The sequence below is a fragment of the Actinoplanes sp. NPDC051859 genome (assembly GCF_044452725.1).
Taxonomy (GTDB): domain Bacteria; phylum Actinomycetota; class Actinomycetes; order Mycobacteriales; family Micromonosporaceae; genus Actinoplanes.
In genome coordinates this window covers 146672-164503 of record NZ_JBITBX010000009.1, presented here as the reverse complement: position 1 = coordinate 164503, position 17832 = coordinate 146672, and the positions used below count along the sequence as shown (strand labels likewise).

Genomic DNA, 17832 nt, shown 5'->3' with positions numbered 1-17832 from the left:
CGGCGCACCGTCCGGTCGTTTCGTCTGCTGGTCCCGCGCTCATGCCGCCCCACAGCCAGGGGGCGGAGACGCGCAGGGGGCTTCGGTCCGGATCCCGTTGGGGTCTGCGTGCTCTTGTTGTCGGTGGGATCGCCGGCGCGGCCTGGTTGCTCTCCGGAGCTGCCGCCCACGCCGCCGGACCCGACCAGGCGCCCGATCTGTTATCGACCGGTACGTCGCTGCTCGGTGCCGTGGTGCACGGTGAGCCGGCGGACGTGCCGGTGGTCGGTGGTGTCCTCGAGGCGGTTACCAAGCCGTCCAAGGCGGCCGAGAAGCCGTCCAAGTCCGGCGGCAACCGGACTCAGGGACTGCTCACGCAGGTGACCACGATCCCGCAGCGGCTCGTGGGCACGGTCGACAAGACCGTGCAGGTCACCAGGGACGACGCTGGTTCCGCGCTCCGCGGTGCCGATGACGTTGTCCGAGGTGTGACCGAGCCAGGCGCCGCCACCCCAGTTCGCCCTGCCGGCGAAGTGGTGGACGCCGAAGAGCCCGCCCCCGTGCCGGATGCGGTGGAGCCGGATGTGGGTGCCACGACACCCGCTCCCCAGGCCTCGCAACCGGTCAAGGGTGAGCAGAAGTCCGCCCCGGTGCGCACAGCGAAACCGGCGCGGCACAAGGTGGGAAAGACCGCCGCCCGGCACTCGGCCGCAGCTGCGGTCAGCGTGCCGGAGACGGTCCGCGAAACACCCGATGGTGACGGGCCTGCGCCTCTGCAGGTCCACCTCGGAGCAGCGAACGGGTTCCCGACCTCTGGTGCGGGAACCGCGACGGACGGTGGTCCCTCTGCGGCCGTCCTTCCGTCAGCGGTCGCGGACAGTTCGACGGCTTGCTGCCGACTGTCCCGGGCGACCGATGTCGAGGTCCGGCGCCACGACGCCGAGGCACCGACCGTCTCACCTGACTGATGAGGATTGTTCAGGACGGCAAAAGTCAGGGCGCTCAGCTGCGGCAACCTGCAACTCAAGGTCGGTCCTGAACAACCCTCAGTGACGGCACCGCCGGGCCTTTCCCGGCGACCGGCCCGATTCCTGGAACCGTTTGCGAACAAGCGGCGAATCAACCTCCAACAGGTCCGGGCCGTCACACACCGCGAGCGAAAGCGCCGGTAATAACGGGCGCACGTCGACGAGCGGGGTCAGGGCAGCCGATAAAGAGCCAGGGCACCGCTGCGCCCGGAAACACCATTCAACTGAATACGCGACTCACCATTATCTGACAATTTTCGAAAGGCTCTTCTACTCCATGAAGACTTGGGTTCGTAAGACTCTGAGCGTCGGTGTCCTGGCCGCAGGCGCCCTGCTGTTCGCCCCGGCTGCCGCGCAGGCCGACCAGAACACCTCCGGCAACATCGGCGTCGCCAACGGCACGCAGGTGCTGACCAAGGTGGCCGTGCCGCTGAACGTGGTGGGCAACTCGATCGGCGTCGCCGGCGAGTCCAACTCGGCGGGCCAGGGCATCAACTGGGTCGAGAGTGGCAAGAACGGCAAGGGTGGCAAGGGCGGCAAGTACTCGCAGAACAGCCACGGCAACGTCGGCATCCTGAACGGGACGCAGATCCTCGTCCCCGTCGAGGTGCCGGTGAACGTGGTCGGCAACGCCGTCTCCGTCCTGGGCATCGCGAACGCGGCCGGCACCGGCGTCAACAAGACCGAGAGCGCCCACAAGACCGAGGGCACCAAGGTCGACCAGGACTCGTCGGGCAACGTCGGCATCGGCAACGGCACCCAGATCGCCGCGCCGATCGACGTGCCGATCAACGTCTGCGGCAACTCGCTGTCGATCCTGGGCCTGGCCGGCTCCCAGGCCGCCTGCATGAACGGTGGCGGCAAGCACACCGAGGGCGTCCGTCAGGACACCGGCGGCAACGTCGGCGTGCTCAACGGCACCCAGGTGGCGCTCCCGGTGCACGTGCCGGTGAACCTGACCGGCAACGCGGCCAGCCTGCTGGGTGTGGCAAGCGCGGCCGGCGCCTCGCAGAACGAGTCGGGCCACATGGGTGGCGGCGTCAAGCAGGACAGCAACGGCAACGTCGGCATCCTGAACGGCACCCAGGTCGCGGCCCCGATCACCGTCCCGATCAACGTGTGCGGCAACGCGCTCGCGGTCCTCGGTGTGGCTGACGCGGCGGCGGCGTGCTCGAACGGTACGGGCAACAACGGTGGCGGCAACGGCGGCCACGACGACGATGACGACAACGGTGGCGACAACGGCGGCTACCCGGGCCACGACGACGATGACGACGTCGCGGGCGACGGTGGCTCGCAGGGCAACGACGACGATGACATGGACTACGGCGACGCGCCGCGGCACCACTCCTCGTCCTCGAACGACACCGAGGCCGGTGCGGTCGACGGTCTGACCCAGAGCCTGAGCAACGCAGGTGGCATGAACCTGGGTGGCCTCGACGTCACCGGGCTTCTCAAGTAATCAGCTGGATAAACCCGGGTTGCGCCGGTCCCGGGCGTAACCCGAGCGGCGCCGCTCGGCGCCGAGCAGGGAAATGAATACCGGTGCTCCTCCACAGCGCCGGCATGAATCGGACGGGAGTCCTCGCAGCAGCGAGGGCTCCCGTTCGCGTTGCCGGGAGAAGTGCGGTCCTGGTCTCACAGTCTGGAATGCGCTAACCTAACGATCGTTCAGGATCGAACGAGGGGGTTACGTGACACTCGACGAGGACGCGCTCGCGCAGGCGCGCAAGCGGGCGGCCGCCGGCGGCGCGGAGAAGTACCACGCCGCGAACGCCGCGAAGGGCAAGCTCTTCGCGCGGGAGCGGATCGCCCTGCTCGTCGACGACGGCACCTTCGTCGAGGACGGCATCTACGCCAACAGCCTGGCTGACGGACTGCCCGCGGATGGCGTGATCACCGGAAACGCCCGCGTCGACGGGCGCGACGTGTGCATCATGGCGAACGACTCGACCGTGAAGGCGGGGTCGTGGGGCGCCCGTACGGTCGAGAAGATCATCAGAATCATCGAGCGGGCGTACGCGACCGGCGTACCCATGGTCTATCTCGTGGACTCCGCGGGCGCGCGCATCACCGACCAGGTCGACCTGTTCCCGGGCCGGCGCGGTGCCGGCAAGATCTTCCACAACCAGGTCAAGGCCTCCGGCTCGATCCCGCAGGCGTGCGCGCTGTTCGGCCCGTCGGCCGCGGGCGGCGCCTACATCCCGGCCTTCTGCGACGTGGTCGCGATGGTCGAGGGCAACGCCAGCATGTATCTCGGCTCCGATCGCATGGTCGAGATGGTGACGGGGGAGAAGACCACGCTCGAGGCGATGGGCGGCGCGCGGGTGCACTGCGCCGAGTCCGGCGTCGGGCACTTCCTCTGCAAGACCGAGCAGGAGGCGCTGGAGGCCATCCGTTCCTACCTGTCCTACCTGCCGTCGAACTACACGCAGCAGCCGCCGGTCACTGAAGCGACCGGACCGGGCAAAGTGGACCTTGCTGCGCTCGTTCCGGCCAGCGAGCGGCAGGCTTTCGACATGCGCCGCTACATCAAGGGCATCGTCGACCAGGGCTCGTTCTTCGAGATCCAGGCGTTGTGGGCCAAGGAGCTGACGGTCGGCTTCGCCCGACTCAACGGCGAGGTCATCGGCGTCGTCGGCAACAACTCGATGTTCAAGGGCGGCGTGCTGTTCGTCGACTCTGCCGACAAGGCCAGCCGGTTCGTGCAGCTCTGCGACGCGTTCAACGTGCCGCTGCTGTTCCTCTCCGACGTGCCCGGCTTCATGGTCGGCTCGGCCGTGGAGAAACAGGGCATCATCCGGCACGGCGCCAAGATGATCACCGCGATCTCCGAGGCCACCGTGCCCAAGATCTGTGTCGTGGTCCGCAAGGCGTACGGCGCCGGCCTCTACGCGATGGCCGGTCCCGGCTTCGAACCGGAGGCGACGATCGCCCTGCCCACCGCCAAGATCGCGGTCATGGGTGCCGAGGCGGCCGTCAACGCGGTCTACGCCAACAAGATCGCCGCGCTGCCCGAGGAAGACCGGGAAGCCTTCATCGCCGAGCGCCGCGCCGAGTACGAACGCGACATCGACGTCCTGCGCCTCGCCAGCGAGCTCGTGATCGACACCATCGTCGAGCCCGGCGACCTGCGCGACGAGCTCATCCGGCGATACAGCGCCGCCCGCGGCAAGGACCGCACCTTCTCCCGTCGCCGCCACGGCGTCACGCCCGTCTAGTTCCACTCCTCTCGAAGGGACACGCCATGGTCGACTTCCGGCTCAGCGACGAGCAGGAGGCACTGCGCGACAGCGTCCGGGAATTCGCCCGGGAGCAGGTCGCGCCGGTGATCGCCGAGCACTACGAGCGCAAGACGTTCCCCTACGACGTGATCCGCCAGATGGGCAAGATGGGCCTCTTCGGCCTGCCCTTCGGTGAGGAGCACGGCGGCATGGGCGGCGACTACTTCGCGCTCTGCCTCGCCCTGGAGGAACTGGCCCGGATCGACAGCAGCGTCGCGATCACCCTGGAAGCGGCCGTCTCGCTGGGTGCCATGCCCATTTACCGCTTCGGTACGGACGAACAGAAGTCCCGCTGGCTCCCGCAGCTCTGCAGCGGCGAAGCCCTGGCCGCCTTCGGCCTCACCGAACCGGGCACGGGGTCCGACGCCGGCGGCACGACGACCCGCGCGGTGCTCGACGAGTCGACGAACGAATGGGTCATCAACGGCTCCAAGGCGTTCATCACCAACTCGGGCACCGACATCACCTGCCTGGTCACGGTCATGGCGGTGACGGGCACCCGGCCGGACGGCTCCAAGGAACTGTCCACGATCATCGTTCCCTCGGGCACCCCGGGCTTCACCGTCGCACCCGGCTACTCCAAGGTCGGCTGGTGCGCCTCGGACACCCACGAGCTGTCCTTCGACGACGTACGCGTACCGGCTGCGAACCTGCTCGGCGAGCGCGGCCGCGGCTTCGCCCAGTTCCTGCGCATCCTCGACGAGGGCCGGATCGCGATCGCCGCGCTGTCCACCGGTCTCGCCCAGGGCTGCGTGGACGAGTCGGTGAAGTACGCCAAGGAGCGGCACGCGTTCGGCCAGCCGATCGGCAACTACCAGGCCGTCCAGTTCATGATCGCGGACATGGAGATGCGGGCGTACACCGCGCGCCTCGGCTACTACGACGCGGCGGTCCGCATGCTCGCCGGCGAGGACTTCAAGCGGTACGCCGCCGCGGCCAAGCTCAACGCCAGCAACGCCGCGATGGAGAACAGCCGCTGGGCCACCCAGGTCCACGGCGGCTACGGCTTCATGAACGAGTCCGCGGTGGGTCGCTTCTACCGCGACGCCAAGATCCTCGAAGTCGGCGAGGGCACCTCCGAGGTTCAGCGCATGCTGATCGCCCGCGGCCTCGGCCTGTAAAGACCCGCGCTGGACAGTCGGTTTCTCGACAGTCGGGCGCATGAACTCGGCATTCATCGTCATGTCTGCCTAGGTTCGACTCCATGACCTCCGATCACGGGGCAGACCAGGAAGGTACGGGGTTCGACACCGTCCTGCGCGGTTACCGGCTGCGGGCGAAGTTGACCCAGGAAGAGTTGGCGGCCCGGGCGGCGGTCGGGGTGCGTACGGTCCGCGATCTCGAGCGCGGCCGGGCCTCCCGGCCGCAGCGCACCACCGCAGAGTTGATCTCGGCTGCGCTGGGGTTGTCTGGCGCTGACCGGCTTGCTTTCCTCGCCGCAGCGCGCGGGCACTCGGCCGTCTCGCTGGCTCCGCCGCGCTATGTGCGGCTACCGCCGGCGAGCGAGCTGATCGGTCGGGACGACGACGTGGCGCACCTGGTCTCCCGGCTGTCTCGGCCGGCCGGGGACGGCTCGCGCGGCATCACCCTGGTCGGGCTGGCGGGGGTCGGCAAGACCAGCCTGGCGTTGACCACGTCGCACCGGGTCGCGCCGGCTTTCCCCGGTGGCGTCGCGGGCGTGGTGGTCACCGACGGTTCGACCGCCGGCGAATTGCTCGGTGGCGTCGCGGCGGTCTTCGGGGTGGGCCGGCCCGACGATCTTGCCCCGCGTTTCGCCGGCCGCGCCGCGCTGCTGCTCATCGACGCGGTGGATCGGGCGCCTGAGCCGCTCGCCGAGGTCCTTGGCCGACTCCTGGCCCAGCACCCGACGCTGCGCTTCCTCGCCACCGGACGGCATCCCATCGGTCTGCCCACCGAGCGGATCCAGCCGGTGGCTCCGCTGGTCGCCCCGCCCGCCGGCGCGGGGGAGACCTTGGCGGAGGCCGCCCGCTTTCCGGCTGTCGCGCTCTTTCTCGACCGCCTTTCCCAGGTACGCGACTCGCCCGTCGCACCGGACGAGGTCGCCGCCCTGGTGACGTTGGTTCGCCGGCTCGGCGGGCTGCCCATCGCCCTGGAACTCGCGGCCGCTCGCGGTCGAGTGCTCACCGTCGCGGAGATCCTCGAGCGGTACGGCGACCGGGTGCTCGACCTGTCCGGCCGCCCGTCCGACGACGGCGTGGTCGCGGTCCGGGATCTCGACGGTCGCCCGACAGACACCGGTGTCGTTTCGGTGCGGGACGCGGTGGCGGCCAGCTATCGCCTGCTCTCCACCGCCGAACGCCAAGCGCTGCACCGCCTTGCGATGTTTCGGAACCGCTGGTCTCTGGACCTCGCCGAACAGATCATCGACCGAGATTCGGCGGTCGACGTCGTGCACCTACTGGATCGATTTCTTGAGCTCGGCATGCTCAGCGCGCGCGGCGCTCGCGCCTTCCGGTTCCGGCTGCTCGACGTGGTGGGCGACTACGCCTGGGAGCAAGCTGCGGCGCAGGGCGACCTGCCGGCCGCGCGTCGCCGGCACGCCCGCGTGTTGGCGGACCTGGCCCGGTCCATTGCGCCGGATCTCCAGGGCGCGCACCTCGCGGCGGCGGCCGCGCGGCTGGACGACGTAGCCGGCGACTTAGGCGCGGCGCTGACCTGGGCCGCCAAGGACGACCCGCACACCGCGTTGCGACTGGCTACCTGCTTGCCGAGGTGGTGGCGGTTGCGTGGCCGGGACAGCACGGGGCGGCAGTGGCTGCGCCGGCTGCTCGCCGATCCGCGGACGGAAGACGCGGAGCCGGTGCTGCGGGCCTGGGCCAAGCTTGGCCTGGCGCAATTGGCGCTGGAGCACGGCGCGGGGGCCGAAGAAATCGGCTCTGCCCAGGTGGCGTTGACCGAGTTCACCGCGCTCGGGGACGTCGCCGGCCAACTCACGGCCCACACATTGCTTGCCGCGTTGTGGATGACGGCGCACGGCTACGAGCGGGCGCGTGGGCACGGCGAGGCGGCGTTGGACCTGGCCCGGCGCAGCGGGCGGCTGCGAGACCAGGCGGTTGCCGAAAACAACCTGACCTGGCACGAGATCCGCGAGGGCAATCTTCCGGCGGCGCGGTTGCGGCTGTCGCAGGTCGACCGGCTGGCTAGCCGGTGTGGTGAGCATCGGCTGCGCGCGGTGGCTGTGGCAAACCTGGCCGAGGTGGAGCGGTTGGACGGCCGCTTCGAGGAGGCTGCTCGGTTGGGCCGGCACGCCATCGCCGAGTTGGCGGACGTGGGAGACCCGGGGCATCGGCGCCGCGTGTTAGCCACGATCGGGCTGTCCCTCGCAGCGGCGGGTCGGCTCCGGGAGACCGAGAATGTGCTGGCCGAGTTACGTCCACCGGATGCGGTGGTGCCGGCGGACGGCCCGGCTGCCGTGGTTGCGGGCGCCTTGGCGTTGCTGCGCGGCGACGAGCGCAGGGCGGCGGATTACTACGAGATCGCTGCGGCGGCGTACGAGGGTGGGCATGATCCGCGGGACACGGTGGAAGCGCTGGTGGGGCTCATTCGGTGTGCGCGGGAGGACGAGCGGCGGACCGAATTGGTGCAGCGGTTATCCCAGATGTGCCGAGCGAGCGGGATTGCACTGCTGCCGCGGGACCGACACTTGCTGGGGATGCCGCTGTCGCTGACGTGAAGGCGGCGTGGACGACCGGCGCTTTCCGTGCCCCCCACAACGCCGGCCGTCACCACCCCCCGGTAGACGCCACGAGAACGATGACTCCCCCGTTGTGTCCCGCTCGGCCTCGGCCGCGTCGCGTCTCCCTGTGGAGATCACCCTAGCGAGCCCTACCTGGGGAAATGCGTAGATAGGCGGGTTTCGACCGGGCGGGGTATCCGGTTCTGCCGGTACTTCTGCCGGTTCTCGGCCCGAAAGTACGGTAAAGCTCTTACGGAGAGCTGGTTGCTTCATCACCGTGCGTGCCTGCGGTGGCGCACGGGTTCACCGCGTCGCGGATGGTCCGCAGTGACTCGGTGAACGCGGTGAGCTGCTCGGCGGAGAGCTGGCCGATGAACCAGCGCTGCATGAGCTCGAGGTGGCCGGGCAGGACCTCGTCGAGGCGGGCGAGTCCGGCCGCGGTGACCACGGCGTACGAGCTGCGGCGGTCGCTGGGGCAGGCCTCGCGCCGGATGAGGCCGTCCCGGTCCATCCGGTCCACGACGCGCGTGACGCCGCTGGTTGACAGGGCAGTCTGTCCGGCCAGGTCGGTCATCCGGAGTCGGTTCTCGGGCGAGCGGGCCAGGCGGATCAGCACCTCGAACTCGACCGAGGAGAGGTGGTGTTGCTCCAGCTGCGCGCCGAAGCGGTTGATCAGCCCCGTGTAGGCCTCGGCGAACAGGCCGAAGGCAGTGAAGCGGGGGTCGTCGTATTGGGTTCCCACGAAGGTCATGTTAGCGCGTTCACTTGACAAGTGGAATATTGCCGGGCTTATAGTTGCTCCGTCAGACAACTATCGCCGCTCATCCCGTCGCTTCATCCCCGAAAGGACATGTCATGACCGACTCCGCCGCCACTGGTACCCGCGAATTCCAGGGTCTCCAGATCCCGGCCGCCGGCACCTACGAGCTCGACGCCGCGCACAAGCGGGTCGGTTTTATGGTGCGCCACCTCATGGTCAGCAAGGTGCGCGGAAACTTCGCCGAAGCCACCGCGACGATCACCATCGCGGAAAACCCGCTCGAGTCCGCGGTCACCGCCTCGATCCAGACCGCCAGCGTGCACACCGGCCAGGCCGACCGCGACAACCACCTGCGCACGGGCGACTTCTTCGAGGCCGAGAAGTACCCGACCATGGCGTTCCGCAGCACCGGCATCAAGTCGTTCGAGGGCAACGAGATCGTCCTCGACGGCGAGCTCACCATCAAGGACGTCACCAAGCCGGTCGAGCTGCTCGTCGAGTTCGAGGGTGCGACCACCAGCCCGTACGGTCAGCAGGTCTTCGGGTTCAGCGCGACCACCGAGATCGACCGCGAGGACTGGGGCCTGACCTACAACATGGCGCTGGAGTCCGGCGGTGTCATGATCGGCAAGAAGGTCAAGATCGAGATCGAGGGCGAAGCGATCCGGCAGGCCTGATCCCCCTCCCTCGGCGTAGCGCCGGGGAGGTCCATCGCTGAGCGGCGTCACCCGAATGCGGGTGGCGCTGCTCGCATGTCTGCGCCGGGTTTCGTTCCGACAGTTGGACATTTCACAGAAAGGTCTGACTCGGTCGAGCGGCCCGACGCGGTGCCGTCGCCGCAAGGGAGCTGCGTGCCCTCGTTCGTCCGTCCGGCCAGGGACTTCGCCGATCGATCGCTCCGGTGGCGGCCCTCTCCGCGGAGTGCGATGGTGGACCGTACGCGTCCGCGCGCTTACCCAGCGCTGATGCATGTCCGTTTCGTCCCTGGTCACGGTTACCGGGTGCCCCTAACGTGAGAGCCTCACGCGATCGTTCCAGGAGGATCGATGGGTAAGGACCTCTCCGGTTCCGTCTTCTCCAACGAGGACCGCGCGCAGTACCGACACAAGGTCCGGCGCTGTCTCGACGTCCTCGCACTGATGCTGGATCGGCGCAATGTCCAGGGCGGCACCCGGCCGGCACCGGTCCCGTTCGACGCGGACAGCCAGCTGACCGGCCTGGAGATCGAGCTCAACCTGATGGACGCCGCGGCCGAACCCGCCATGCGCAACGCCGAAATCCTGGCCGATCTCGCCGACCCGATGTTCCAGACCGAACTGGGCCAGTTCAACATCGAGCTCAACGCGCGCCCGCGCACGATCTGCGGAGACGGCTTCGCCGACTACGAGCGAGACCTCCTGGAAAGCATCGGCCGGGCCGAAGACCGGGCCGCCAAATCCGACGCCACGATCGTGCTCATCGGCAGCCTGCCCACCCTCACCGCGGACCACCTCGTCCTGGCAAACCTGTCGGCGAACGAGCGCTACCACGCTCTCAACGACCAGATCGCCGGCGCCCGCGGCGAACAGTTCAGTGTGGATATTCGCGGTGTCGAACGGCTGCAGACCGCCAACGACTCGATCGCTTCCGAAGCGGCGTGCACCAGCGTGCAGTTCCACCTGCAAGTCCCCCCGGACCGGTTCGCCGCGTACTGGAACGCTTCCCAGGCGGTGTCGGCGATCCAGGTGGCAGTTGGCGCGAACTCCCCGTACCTGCACGGCAGGCAGTTGTGGGCGGAGACCCGGATCGCGCTGTTCGAACAGGCCACGGACACCCGGCCGGAAGAGCTCAGAGCGCAGGGCGTACGCCCCCGGGTCTGGTTCGGCGAACGCTGGATCACCTCGGTCTTCGACCTCTTCGAGGAGAACGTTCGCTATTTTCCGCCGCTTCTGCCGATCGTCGACGAGGAAGACCCGATCGCTGCCCTGGAGCGCGGGGACGTGCCAAGCCTCGGTGAGCTGCGCCTGCACAACGGCACGGTCTACCGCTGGAACCGGCCCGTCTACGACATCATGGACGGCCGCCCGCATTTGCGCGTCGAGAACCGGGTCCTGCCGGCCGGGCCGACCGTCGTCGACATGCTGGCTAACGCCGCCTTCTATTACGGCCTGACCCGCCAACTCGCCGAAGAGGAAAGGCCCGTCTGGAGCCGCCTGGCATTCCCCGCGGCCGAAGACAACTTCCACGCCGCTGCCCGTCGCGGCATCGAAACCACCATTCATTGGCCAGGTACGGGCGAAAGCCCCGTCACCGACCTCATCCGCGACGTCCTCCTGCCCAAGGCGCACCTGGGTCTAGCGAAGCTCGGCGTGAGCACCCGGCACCGAGATCGCCTGCTCGGCATCATCGAGGACCGCTGTCGCACCCGCCGCAACGGCACCACCTGGCAAACCGAGGCGGTGTGGCACGCCGAACACCGCAGGGGTCTCGACCGGCGCGCTGCCCTGCACCACATGCTGCTCACCTACACCGAACACCAACGCACCAACGAGCCGGTGCACACCTGGCCGGTCGGCTAGCTGTCCGCTTTCAACCCGCTCACCACATCGGACATATCGCGCTCCGGGCGGCGGCGCGTGGGTGTGCGGTCCTGGTCGTGGGTCACGCGGACCACGTCGGCCGACACGCCCTTAGCTGGTGGGGTCTTCGGGGGTGGGCTGGTCGGTGCTGGATTCTTGATCGTTTGCACCTGGTATCGGCGGCTTGGACCGAGCCGTCCCTCTGGTGCCGGCCGCCTTCTTTGCCGGCGCCTTTCGAGGGGTAGCGGCTTTCCGGGGCGGCGTGGCCGGTTGCGCGCCGCCAGGGTCACCCATCTCAGGGGTGGCACGGATCAACGGCTCCGACTCGGTGGCACCGCTCCCGGCCCGCGGGCCAGGATGAGACCCTGCGCGCGGCCCGGGTGCGGGCGGCGCACCGCCGGCAACCGGAGGATTGATCTTGGCAACAGCCGGTGTGTTCGGTGGCCGTGCCACCGTCTCGCGCTTCGTCTCTGGCATCCCTTGCGGCGATGATCGAGCGGAAGCTGGAGCCTGCGCGCGCCCGGTGACGATCGCAGGAGTGCCGGAGTTCTCCCCAGATCTGGACTCGATAGCCGTAGATCCGGACCCGGCTTCGCTGCTGGCCGAGGTCTCAGCGGCGTTCTGGCTCCGGCGCAGGCGGCCCAACAATGAGGACCGCTTCGGGGTCGAGTCGGCAATCGCTTCAGCGCCCTTGCCCTGCGCCCGCGGCGCGTCCACCCGGTCCGGCTCGCTCTGTTGAGGTCCGCGGGACACGCGCTCATCAACCGACTTGTCCGACTTATCTGTGCCGCGAGGGTCATCTTTCCCGCCGGATCGGGCGGTCCTGCCAAACCAGCCGGTTCGGCCGGCCTTTGCCTTCGCAGCCTTCCCCGCCTCGACTACAGAAGCACCCTCAGAACCGGTCCCGGCGACGCGGCCGGCTTCGGCTGGGGAAGTGCGGCCGCTTCCGGCCGCGGAAGCGCGTTCGGCTTCGGCCATAGCGCCACGCCCAGCTCCGGCGGCGGCGCGGCCTGTTTCGCCCGCAGTGGAACGCACGGGCGCCGACGCAGCTGGCAAAGCGGGACGGTGGGTAGGCCGTTGGGCTGGAATGCTGAGAGCGCCGGACTTGGTGGCGCGTCGCGTAGCCCAGCGCTGGCCGATGGCGACCGTCACGGCCGAGCCCGCGAGTCCAGCCAGGACGGCGTACGGTGCGGTCAGAAAGGCCGATCCGAGCGGACCGAGACCCGTCGTGAGCTGCGGCGCGAGGGCCAGGAACGCGACCGCAACCAGTAGCGGGCCGACCGCGCCGGACGTGGACGTGCCGATGCCGAGGTCTCCCCGCCGGGCGGCTGCCCAGGCCCCGATGATGCCGAGCAAGAAGGTCGCCAGCAGAGTAAGGCCCGCGTCGCGCCAATGGATGGTGCCGCTGTGTTGCCAGCCGAGGAATTGCCAGCTGGAAAGGTAGGCGGCTGTCGGCATGCCTCGGACGACGTCTGTCACGACTGCCGCGACGGCGAGGGACCAGAGCCAGCAGGCGGTGGCGATGAGGTTCGCGGCGACCGGCCGGGAGCCCGTCGCCCAGAAGGCGAGGACGAGTCCCACCAGGACGCCGATGACCGCGTATCCGCCGGCCAGGGTTTCGGGGGAGAAGGTGTCTTCGCGTACGGAAGCACGGGCCGGAAGTGCGATAAGCGCGACCGTCAGCAGGGCGCCGACCGCTGCGGACGCTGCGAGCGCGAAGCGCCACAGGCCGCCGGCGGTGCGGCCGAGCCGGCTCGCGATGACCGCGCCGAAGACGGTGGCACTCGCGGCGGTCCAGGTTGCCCAGCCGAGGCTGCTCACCCACTCGGTGTCGCCGGCGGTGACACCCGCGGGCCACACCACGACGCCGAGGCCGTAGCCGAGACCGAGTTGGGCGGCGCCGGTCCCCGCGGCTACTCCAGCCGCGGCTCCTACCTGCGCTGTCCACCCCCTAGCAGCCATGCCGGGCACTGTAGCCGCCGGGGACGATGCCTGCGAATTGATGAACCATAGCTTCAAGATTGGTTAAGTTGATTCTGAGGAACTGCTTGAGGGAAAGGTACGGCGATGTCCGACGACACCGGCGAGTTCTTCCCTTTCCGCGACGAAGCCTCTGGCGAGAGCGGAAAACACCCGAACGAGCGTCCCCGGAAGGGGGACGATTCCACCCAGGAGGTGCCGCGGACGCCGGCCGATGCGGATCGGACGGCGATGTTTCCGGCTGCGGGCGACGCCACAGAAATTCATCGTCCGGCGACCGACGACGCGACGGCTGTCTATCGCGCCGGAGGCGATGACGCGACGACCGTCTATCGATCCGGCGGGGACGACGCGACTGCCGTCCACCGGCCGGCCGGTGCGGAACAGCCGGATGCGGACCCGGTGTGGGCGGGTCGCGCCGGGGTGCGGGGGCCCGGCTCGGCGTCGGGCTCGGCACCGGGTGATGAGACGCGGACGGACTGGGCCGCGGCACCGGGTGGGAGCGATCAGGCGCCGAACAAGTGGTGGTTGCCGATCGTCGTGGGTCTGATCGCATTTGCGCTGCTGGGCGTGCTGAGCTGGGGTGTCTGGCTGATCGCCCAGAATTCCGGCGGCGAGGAGGATCCGCTGCCGCCCCCGCCGACCGCGACGAAGCCAGCCGCGCCGTCACCCACGGCGAAACCGTCCAGCGTGGCGCCGTCCTCCGAGCCGCCGACCTCACAAGCGCCGTCCAGCGCTCCGCCGACCACGCCGAAGGACACGACAATTCCGGCCTTGCGGGGGCTGTCGGTCGAGGCGGCGCGGGCCGCGCTGAACCGGAGCGGCCTCAACTACCGCCTGCGCTATGTGACCAGCACGGATGCGCCGGCTGGGACGGTCATCGAGAGCGATCCTGCTGAGGGCCAGCAGGTGCCTGGCGACACCGTCATCAACCTGATCGTGGCGTCGGCGCCGACCGCCACCGCTTCGGCGCCGTCCACCAATCCGTCCGCCGCCGGTATCGACGAGGACTGAGTGCTCAGCGGTTGGCGCGCAACGCCCGGGCCGGAACGGCACCGGTGGCGAGGCCCGGCTGCCGGCCGTTGCGGGTCCGGGGGTCGGGGGCCTTGCCGATCTGTCGCAGGCCGCTGACCTGCACGAAGATCGATCGGCGTTCGACCGCGTCGCCTGCCGTGTTGAGTTCGTAGCCGTCCAGCCAGATCCAACCCTCGTACGTCGGCCAGTCGTGTACGCGGATGACCCGGAAAAGCATCGGCGATGAGAATTGGACGCTCGCCGCCTTCGTCACGTGGATGACATCGCCGGAACGAGGAAGCACGTCAACTCCTGTCCTGAAACCAGACTCGGGGCAAACACCGTTTTGCCGTAGAGCGAACACAGATGGTCCAGTGTGCCCGGCTCGTACGTCTTGGCAAGGTTGTGGGGATGCCAATCCCTAACCGTTGCCGTGTTGCCGCCATCGGTTCCGCCGGACCCACGTGGCTTGCCGTCCACGTAGGACAATCCGGAGCGAAGCCGACCCCGTAGTCGGCGGCGTGTCAGGTCCAGGCGGTCCACTCGGGTGCGCCGAGTGACTTCCGCCATAGGAAGAAGATTGCACCACGGCTCGGATCGATGCAAGTTGCATGTCAGCCGTCCGTGACCAAGTGATCACTGTCGACGCTTGAAGGATCAAGAGATCAACAGAGAGACTGAGACCGACCGCACCGTACGGCGGAGCTTCCGCCGCTTTTGCCGGAGGTAAGCGTGAACCCGCGCCGCAGTCCCACCATCCGTCGCCGCCGACTCGGTGCTGAGCTGCGCAGATACCGCGATGCGGCGGGCGTGACCATCGAGGTGGTGGCGGATCGGTTGGGGTGTTCGCCGTCCAAAGTGTCCCGGATCGAAACCGGGCACACCAGCGCCACTCCGCGCGATGTTAAGGACATGTTGGACATTTACGGTGTGAATGGCGCCGAGTCCGATGAATTGGTGCAGATCGCCAGAGAAGCCCGGCAGAAAGGCTGGTGGCATCCGTTCAGCACGGTGCTGACCGGCGCATACGTCGGGTTGGAGGCTGCTGCCAAGACGATCCGGGCGTACGAACAACAGGTCGTTCCGGGGCTCTTGCAGACCGACAAGTATGCAATTGCCATGATTCGCTCCGCTCGATTGGGTGACACAGAGCAAGAATTAGAGCAACGGGTACGAGTCCGAATGGCTCGCCAAGCGTTATTGATTCAGGACGATCCGATCGATCTTTGGGTGGTGCTCGATGAGGCGGTGCTGAGCCGGCCGGTCGGCGGCGACGAGGTCATGCGAGATCAATTACTGCGATTGGTCGAGATGGCTGAGCTGCCGAACGTGACCCTCCAGATCCTGCCGTTCGCGGTGGGTGCCCACGCCGGCATGGATGGCACGTTCGCGATTCTCGACTTTCCTGATGCCGAGGACCCGAACGTGGTGTTCGCCGAGAATGCGACCGGCGGCTTGTTTCTGGAGAAGTCCGACGAGCTCCGCAAGTACAACTCCATCTTCGAGACCATCCAGGCGACGGCCCTCTCTCCGGAGGAGTCCAAGATCATGATCCAGATGCTGGCAGAGGAGCCATTGTGGAAGTCGAGACCAAGGGTTTCCGGATCGATCTGAGCCGCGCAGAGTGGTTCAAGAGCACGCGCAGTGGCCCTAACTGCGACAACTGCGTCGAGGTGGCCTTCGTGGCCGAGGCCATTGCCGTCCGCGACTCGAAGAACCCGACCGGGCCTGCCCTGATCTTCACCGCCGACGAATGGGACGCTTTCGTGGGCGGCACCAAGGACGGCGAGTTCGACCGATAGCCGGTGCGCGACACCGGGTCAGGAACGTTTCTCCTACCGGGACAGCGCCGGACCGGCACGCCGGCCGCCCTCGCTCCACCGAACGGAGCGCGGCCGCCAACGGCCTCCGGCGCTGTCCCGCCATCGTCCTTGGCTAAGCGGTTGACCTGCGGCGATAGTGGTGCTGTCGGATTTCGCCGGATTTGTACCGTCGCTCCGCGGGATTCTCCTCGTTGAACGCTCTAAGCGCGGACCGGACCGCGCCGGCGAATTACTGCTGTGCCCGTACGGCGGACCGTCCCCCTCGCGTGACGGCACGGGCCGGGTCAACTCAACGAGCGAGGCAAGGCGAATACAGATGACCATGGGTTCCGACAATCTGAGCAACGGGACGTCGACCGCGCAGGACCGATTCAGCGGCGGCGTGAGCGCGTACCGGCAGAACCGGCGCGAAGCCGCGCTTGCAGCCGAAAACGGCGACGGCGAACTGATGTCGCGCGGCAGCGGGCCCAGCCTGTCGTCGTCGGGCCTGCCGACCCGTACTCCGATCGAACCGACCAGCGCGCTCGACCGGGCCGCGAAGCTGCCCTCCCTGGACATGCAGGGTCTGACCGAGCCGGTGTTCTCGTCGAGCGGTTGGGTCGATGCGGTCCCGTCGCCGTCGATGGCGGACCACCCGCTGCTCCGCGGCCTGCTGCTGGAGCTCCCGGCCCGCGGCACACTGCCGCCGTCGGAGTGGCTGGACCGCTGGTTCGAGGCGGCCCGTTCCATCCTCGAACTGCTCTACGTGCAGGAAGCCAAGCGCCAGTAATCCCGGCGCCGGGTGGGCCGCCCGGCGCCGGTGGCCCACCCGGCAGCCACCCCTTTGTTTCGACTCTGGTCTAGCCGACCAGGTCAACCTCGCGACCGGCGAGCACTGGCTGCGTAACCGGTGTGGTCGACCCGGGGAACGCCTCGACCGATTCGCTCGGCGAACGATCTCCGGCGAGCGGTGTCAGAGCGGCGACACTGAGCCTGCTGTGCCGCACCGCGTGCCGCGTCGCAAGAGCGATCAAGATGACAGCGGCGGCGGTGAGCGCACCGCCGGTGCGGCCGGGCACCTCGACGCCCGCCACCACCACGACCGCGAGAACCGCGGCCAGGCCGGTGACTTGCAGCGGCGCGGCGAGCAACGGGTGGGCGGCAGCGGCAACCAGGGCCGGGGGAGCCGGCGCCAGCGGCGCCGTCGTGAACGCCCGCACTCCGCGCCGGACCTGAGTGAGGCGCCGCGCGGTCACGATCAACACCACGAGCGCGGGTACGGCAGGAAGCACAGCGGCCGTCGGCACCGGAGAATCCCCGGGCTGCACAACAGTCACCACCGGCACAGCGAGGAACATCGCGACTCCCGCGCCGACCACCATGGACAGTGTTCGAGTGCGCCGGCGCAGCACTCGCGCGGTACGCGAGCCCGGGAGCACGTCGACGAGCAGCCCGGCAGCAAGCCAAGCCGCGGCGAGGGCGCCGATGAGAACGAGGTCCGTGGCGGTATTCACATAGACAGACTTCACCCCGTACGCAACTCGCGAAACCGGGATATCACCGATCGCCGACCCGTAGGGGCTACCGCGTGACATGGTGTGCCTGGAGAGTTACCGACAGCTCTCATCCCAATGGGCGAAGCGGACAATGCCCCCTGTTGTGACCGTGAGGCGTGTCTTAATGTCGGGTCCCAGACGCCCCGCGACGCGGAAGGACAGGGGACCGCACGC

The 17832-nt window shown here is 68.6% G+C and carries 15 protein-coding genes; 11 read left to right on the top strand and 4 right to left on the bottom strand.

Annotated elements, in window-relative coordinates:
• Nucleotides 1-146: 146 nt before the first annotated feature.
• The 5 genes from ACIA1L_RS23165 (at nucleotide 147) to ACIA1L_RS23145 (ending at nucleotide 7985) form a co-directional block, all read left to right on the top strand.
• Nucleotides 147-947 (top strand): hypothetical protein, encoded by an 801-nt coding sequence (locus ACIA1L_RS23165; RefSeq protein ID WP_396074952.1) that lies wholly within the window; start codon nucleotides 147-149, stop codon nucleotides 945-947.
• Nucleotides 948-1284: 337 nt separating this feature from the next.
• Nucleotides 1285-2469: a chaplin family protein gene (locus ACIA1L_RS23160; RefSeq protein WP_396074951.1), complete on the top strand. Its 1185-nt coding sequence runs from the start codon at nucleotides 1285-1287 to the stop codon at nucleotides 2467-2469.
• Nucleotides 2470-2701: 232 nt separating this feature from the next.
• Entirely contained in the window at nucleotides 2702-4228 is a 1527-nt protein-coding gene (locus ACIA1L_RS23155) for an acyl-CoA carboxylase subunit beta (protein WP_396074950.1), read from the top strand.
• A 26-nt stretch (nucleotides 4229-4254) separates the two neighbouring features.
• A complete protein-coding gene (locus ACIA1L_RS23150) occupies nucleotides 4255-5412 on the top strand; it encodes an acyl-CoA dehydrogenase family protein (RefSeq protein ID WP_396074949.1) in 1158 nt (385 codons plus the stop codon).
• A gap of 83 nt (nucleotides 5413-5495) precedes the next feature.
• Complete coding sequence (locus tag ACIA1L_RS23145; protein ID WP_396074948.1) at nucleotides 5496-7985, top strand: ATP-binding protein; 2490 nt, start codon at nucleotides 5496-5498, stop codon at nucleotides 7983-7985.
• Nucleotides 7986-8238: 253 nt separating this feature from the next.
• On the opposite strand, the gene ACIA1L_RS23140 is transcribed toward ACIA1L_RS23145, so the two are convergent.
• Nucleotides 8239-8739: a MarR family winged helix-turn-helix transcriptional regulator gene (locus ACIA1L_RS23140; protein WP_396074947.1), complete on the bottom strand. Its 501-nt coding sequence runs from the start codon at nucleotides 8737-8739 to the stop codon at nucleotides 8239-8241.
• Nucleotides 8740-8843: 104 nt separating this feature from the next.
• Between ACIA1L_RS23140 and ACIA1L_RS23135 the strand changes: the two genes are divergently transcribed.
• Together ACIA1L_RS23135 and ACIA1L_RS23130 are read left to right on the top strand one after the other, a co-directional pair.
• On the top strand, nucleotides 8844-9425 hold the full coding sequence (locus ACIA1L_RS23135; RefSeq protein ID WP_396074946.1) for a YceI family protein: 582 nt from the start codon (nucleotides 8844-8846) through the stop codon (nucleotides 9423-9425).
• Between the two features lie 369 nt (nucleotides 9426-9794).
• Entirely contained in the window at nucleotides 9795-11306 is a 1512-nt protein-coding gene (locus tag ACIA1L_RS23130; RefSeq protein ID WP_396074945.1) for a glutamate-cysteine ligase family protein, read from the top strand.
• A 111-nt stretch (nucleotides 11307-11417) separates the two neighbouring features.
• On the opposite strand, the gene ACIA1L_RS23125 is transcribed toward ACIA1L_RS23130, so the two are convergent.
• Nucleotides 11418-13268 (bottom strand): Hansenula MRAKII killer toxin-resistant protein 1, encoded by a 1851-nt coding sequence (locus tag ACIA1L_RS23125; RefSeq protein ID WP_396074944.1) that lies wholly within the window; start codon nucleotides 13266-13268, stop codon nucleotides 11418-11420.
• 105 nt (nucleotides 13269-13373) lie between these two features.
• Between ACIA1L_RS23125 and ACIA1L_RS23120 the strand changes: the two genes are divergently transcribed.
• The gene (locus tag ACIA1L_RS23120) at nucleotides 13374-14300 is read left to right on the top strand and encodes a PASTA domain-containing protein (RefSeq protein WP_396074943.1); all 927 of its coding nucleotides are present in this window, start codon (nucleotides 13374-13376) and stop codon (nucleotides 14298-14300) included.
• A gap of 4 nt (nucleotides 14301-14304) precedes the next feature.
• On the opposite strand, the gene ACIA1L_RS23115 is transcribed toward ACIA1L_RS23120, so the two are convergent.
• Nucleotides 14305-14604, bottom strand: a complete 300-nt coding sequence (locus ACIA1L_RS23115; RefSeq protein WP_396074942.1) for a hypothetical protein — start codon at nucleotides 14602-14604, stop codon at nucleotides 14305-14307.
• A gap of 428 nt (nucleotides 14605-15032) precedes the next feature.
• On the opposite strand from ACIA1L_RS23115, the gene ACIA1L_RS23110 reads away from it, so the two are divergent.
• From ACIA1L_RS23110 to ACIA1L_RS23100, 3 genes are all read left to right on the top strand, one after another.
• The gene (locus ACIA1L_RS23110; RefSeq protein ID WP_396074941.1) at nucleotides 15033-15914 is read left to right on the top strand and encodes a helix-turn-helix domain-containing protein; all 882 of its coding nucleotides are present in this window, start codon (nucleotides 15033-15035) and stop codon (nucleotides 15912-15914) included.
• Nucleotides 15878-16102: a DUF397 domain-containing protein gene (locus tag ACIA1L_RS23105; RefSeq protein ID WP_396074940.1), complete on the top strand. Its 225-nt coding sequence runs from the start codon at nucleotides 15878-15880 to the stop codon at nucleotides 16100-16102. The genes ACIA1L_RS23110 and ACIA1L_RS23105 overlap by 37 nt, the downstream gene beginning before the upstream one ends.
• 337 nt (nucleotides 16103-16439) lie before the next feature.
• The gene (locus tag ACIA1L_RS23100) at nucleotides 16440-16892 is read left to right on the top strand and encodes a hypothetical protein (protein WP_396075118.1); all 453 of its coding nucleotides are present in this window, start codon (nucleotides 16440-16442) and stop codon (nucleotides 16890-16892) included.
• Nucleotides 16893-16962: 70 nt separating this feature from the next.
• Here ACIA1L_RS23100 and ACIA1L_RS23095 read toward each other — a convergent pair whose 3' ends face one another.
• Entirely contained in the window at nucleotides 16963-17616 is a 654-nt protein-coding gene (locus tag ACIA1L_RS23095; RefSeq protein WP_396074939.1) for a hypothetical protein, read from the bottom strand.
• Nucleotides 17617-17832 lie beyond the last annotated feature (216 nt).

What these genes read in the sequence shown, in the direction of transcription:
- ACIA1L_RS23160 (WP_396074951.1), top strand. Translation starts at nt 1,285, where the DNA reads ATGAAGACTTGGGTTCGTAAGACTCTGAGCGTCGGTGTCCTGGCCGCA.
- ACIA1L_RS23100 (WP_396075118.1), top strand. Translation starts at nt 16,440, where the DNA reads ATGACCATGGGTTCCGACAATCTGAGCAACGGGACGTCGACCGCGCAG.
- ACIA1L_RS23140 (WP_396074947.1), bottom strand. Translation starts at nt 8,739, where the DNA reads ATGACCTTCGTGGGAACCCAATACGACGACCCCCGCTTCACTGCCTTC.
- ACIA1L_RS23150 (WP_396074949.1), top strand. Translation starts at nt 4,255, where the DNA reads ATGGTCGACTTCCGGCTCAGCGACGAGCAGGAGGCACTGCGCGACAGC.
- ACIA1L_RS23130 (WP_396074945.1), top strand. Translation starts at nt 9,795, where the DNA reads ATGGGTAAGGACCTCTCCGGTTCCGTCTTCTCCAACGAGGACCGCGCG.
- ACIA1L_RS23120 (WP_396074943.1), top strand. Translation starts at nt 13,374, where the DNA reads ATGTCCGACGACACCGGCGAGTTCTTCCCTTTCCGCGACGAAGCCTCT.
- ACIA1L_RS23125 (WP_396074944.1), bottom strand. Translation starts at nt 13,268, where the DNA reads ATGGCTGCTAGGGGGTGGACAGCGCAGGTAGGAGCCGCGGCTGGAGTA.
- ACIA1L_RS23145 (WP_396074948.1), top strand. Translation starts at nt 5,496, where the DNA reads ATGACCTCCGATCACGGGGCAGACCAGGAAGGTACGGGGTTCGACACC.
- ACIA1L_RS23135 (WP_396074946.1), top strand. Translation starts at nt 8,844, where the DNA reads ATGACCGACTCCGCCGCCACTGGTACCCGCGAATTCCAGGGTCTCCAG.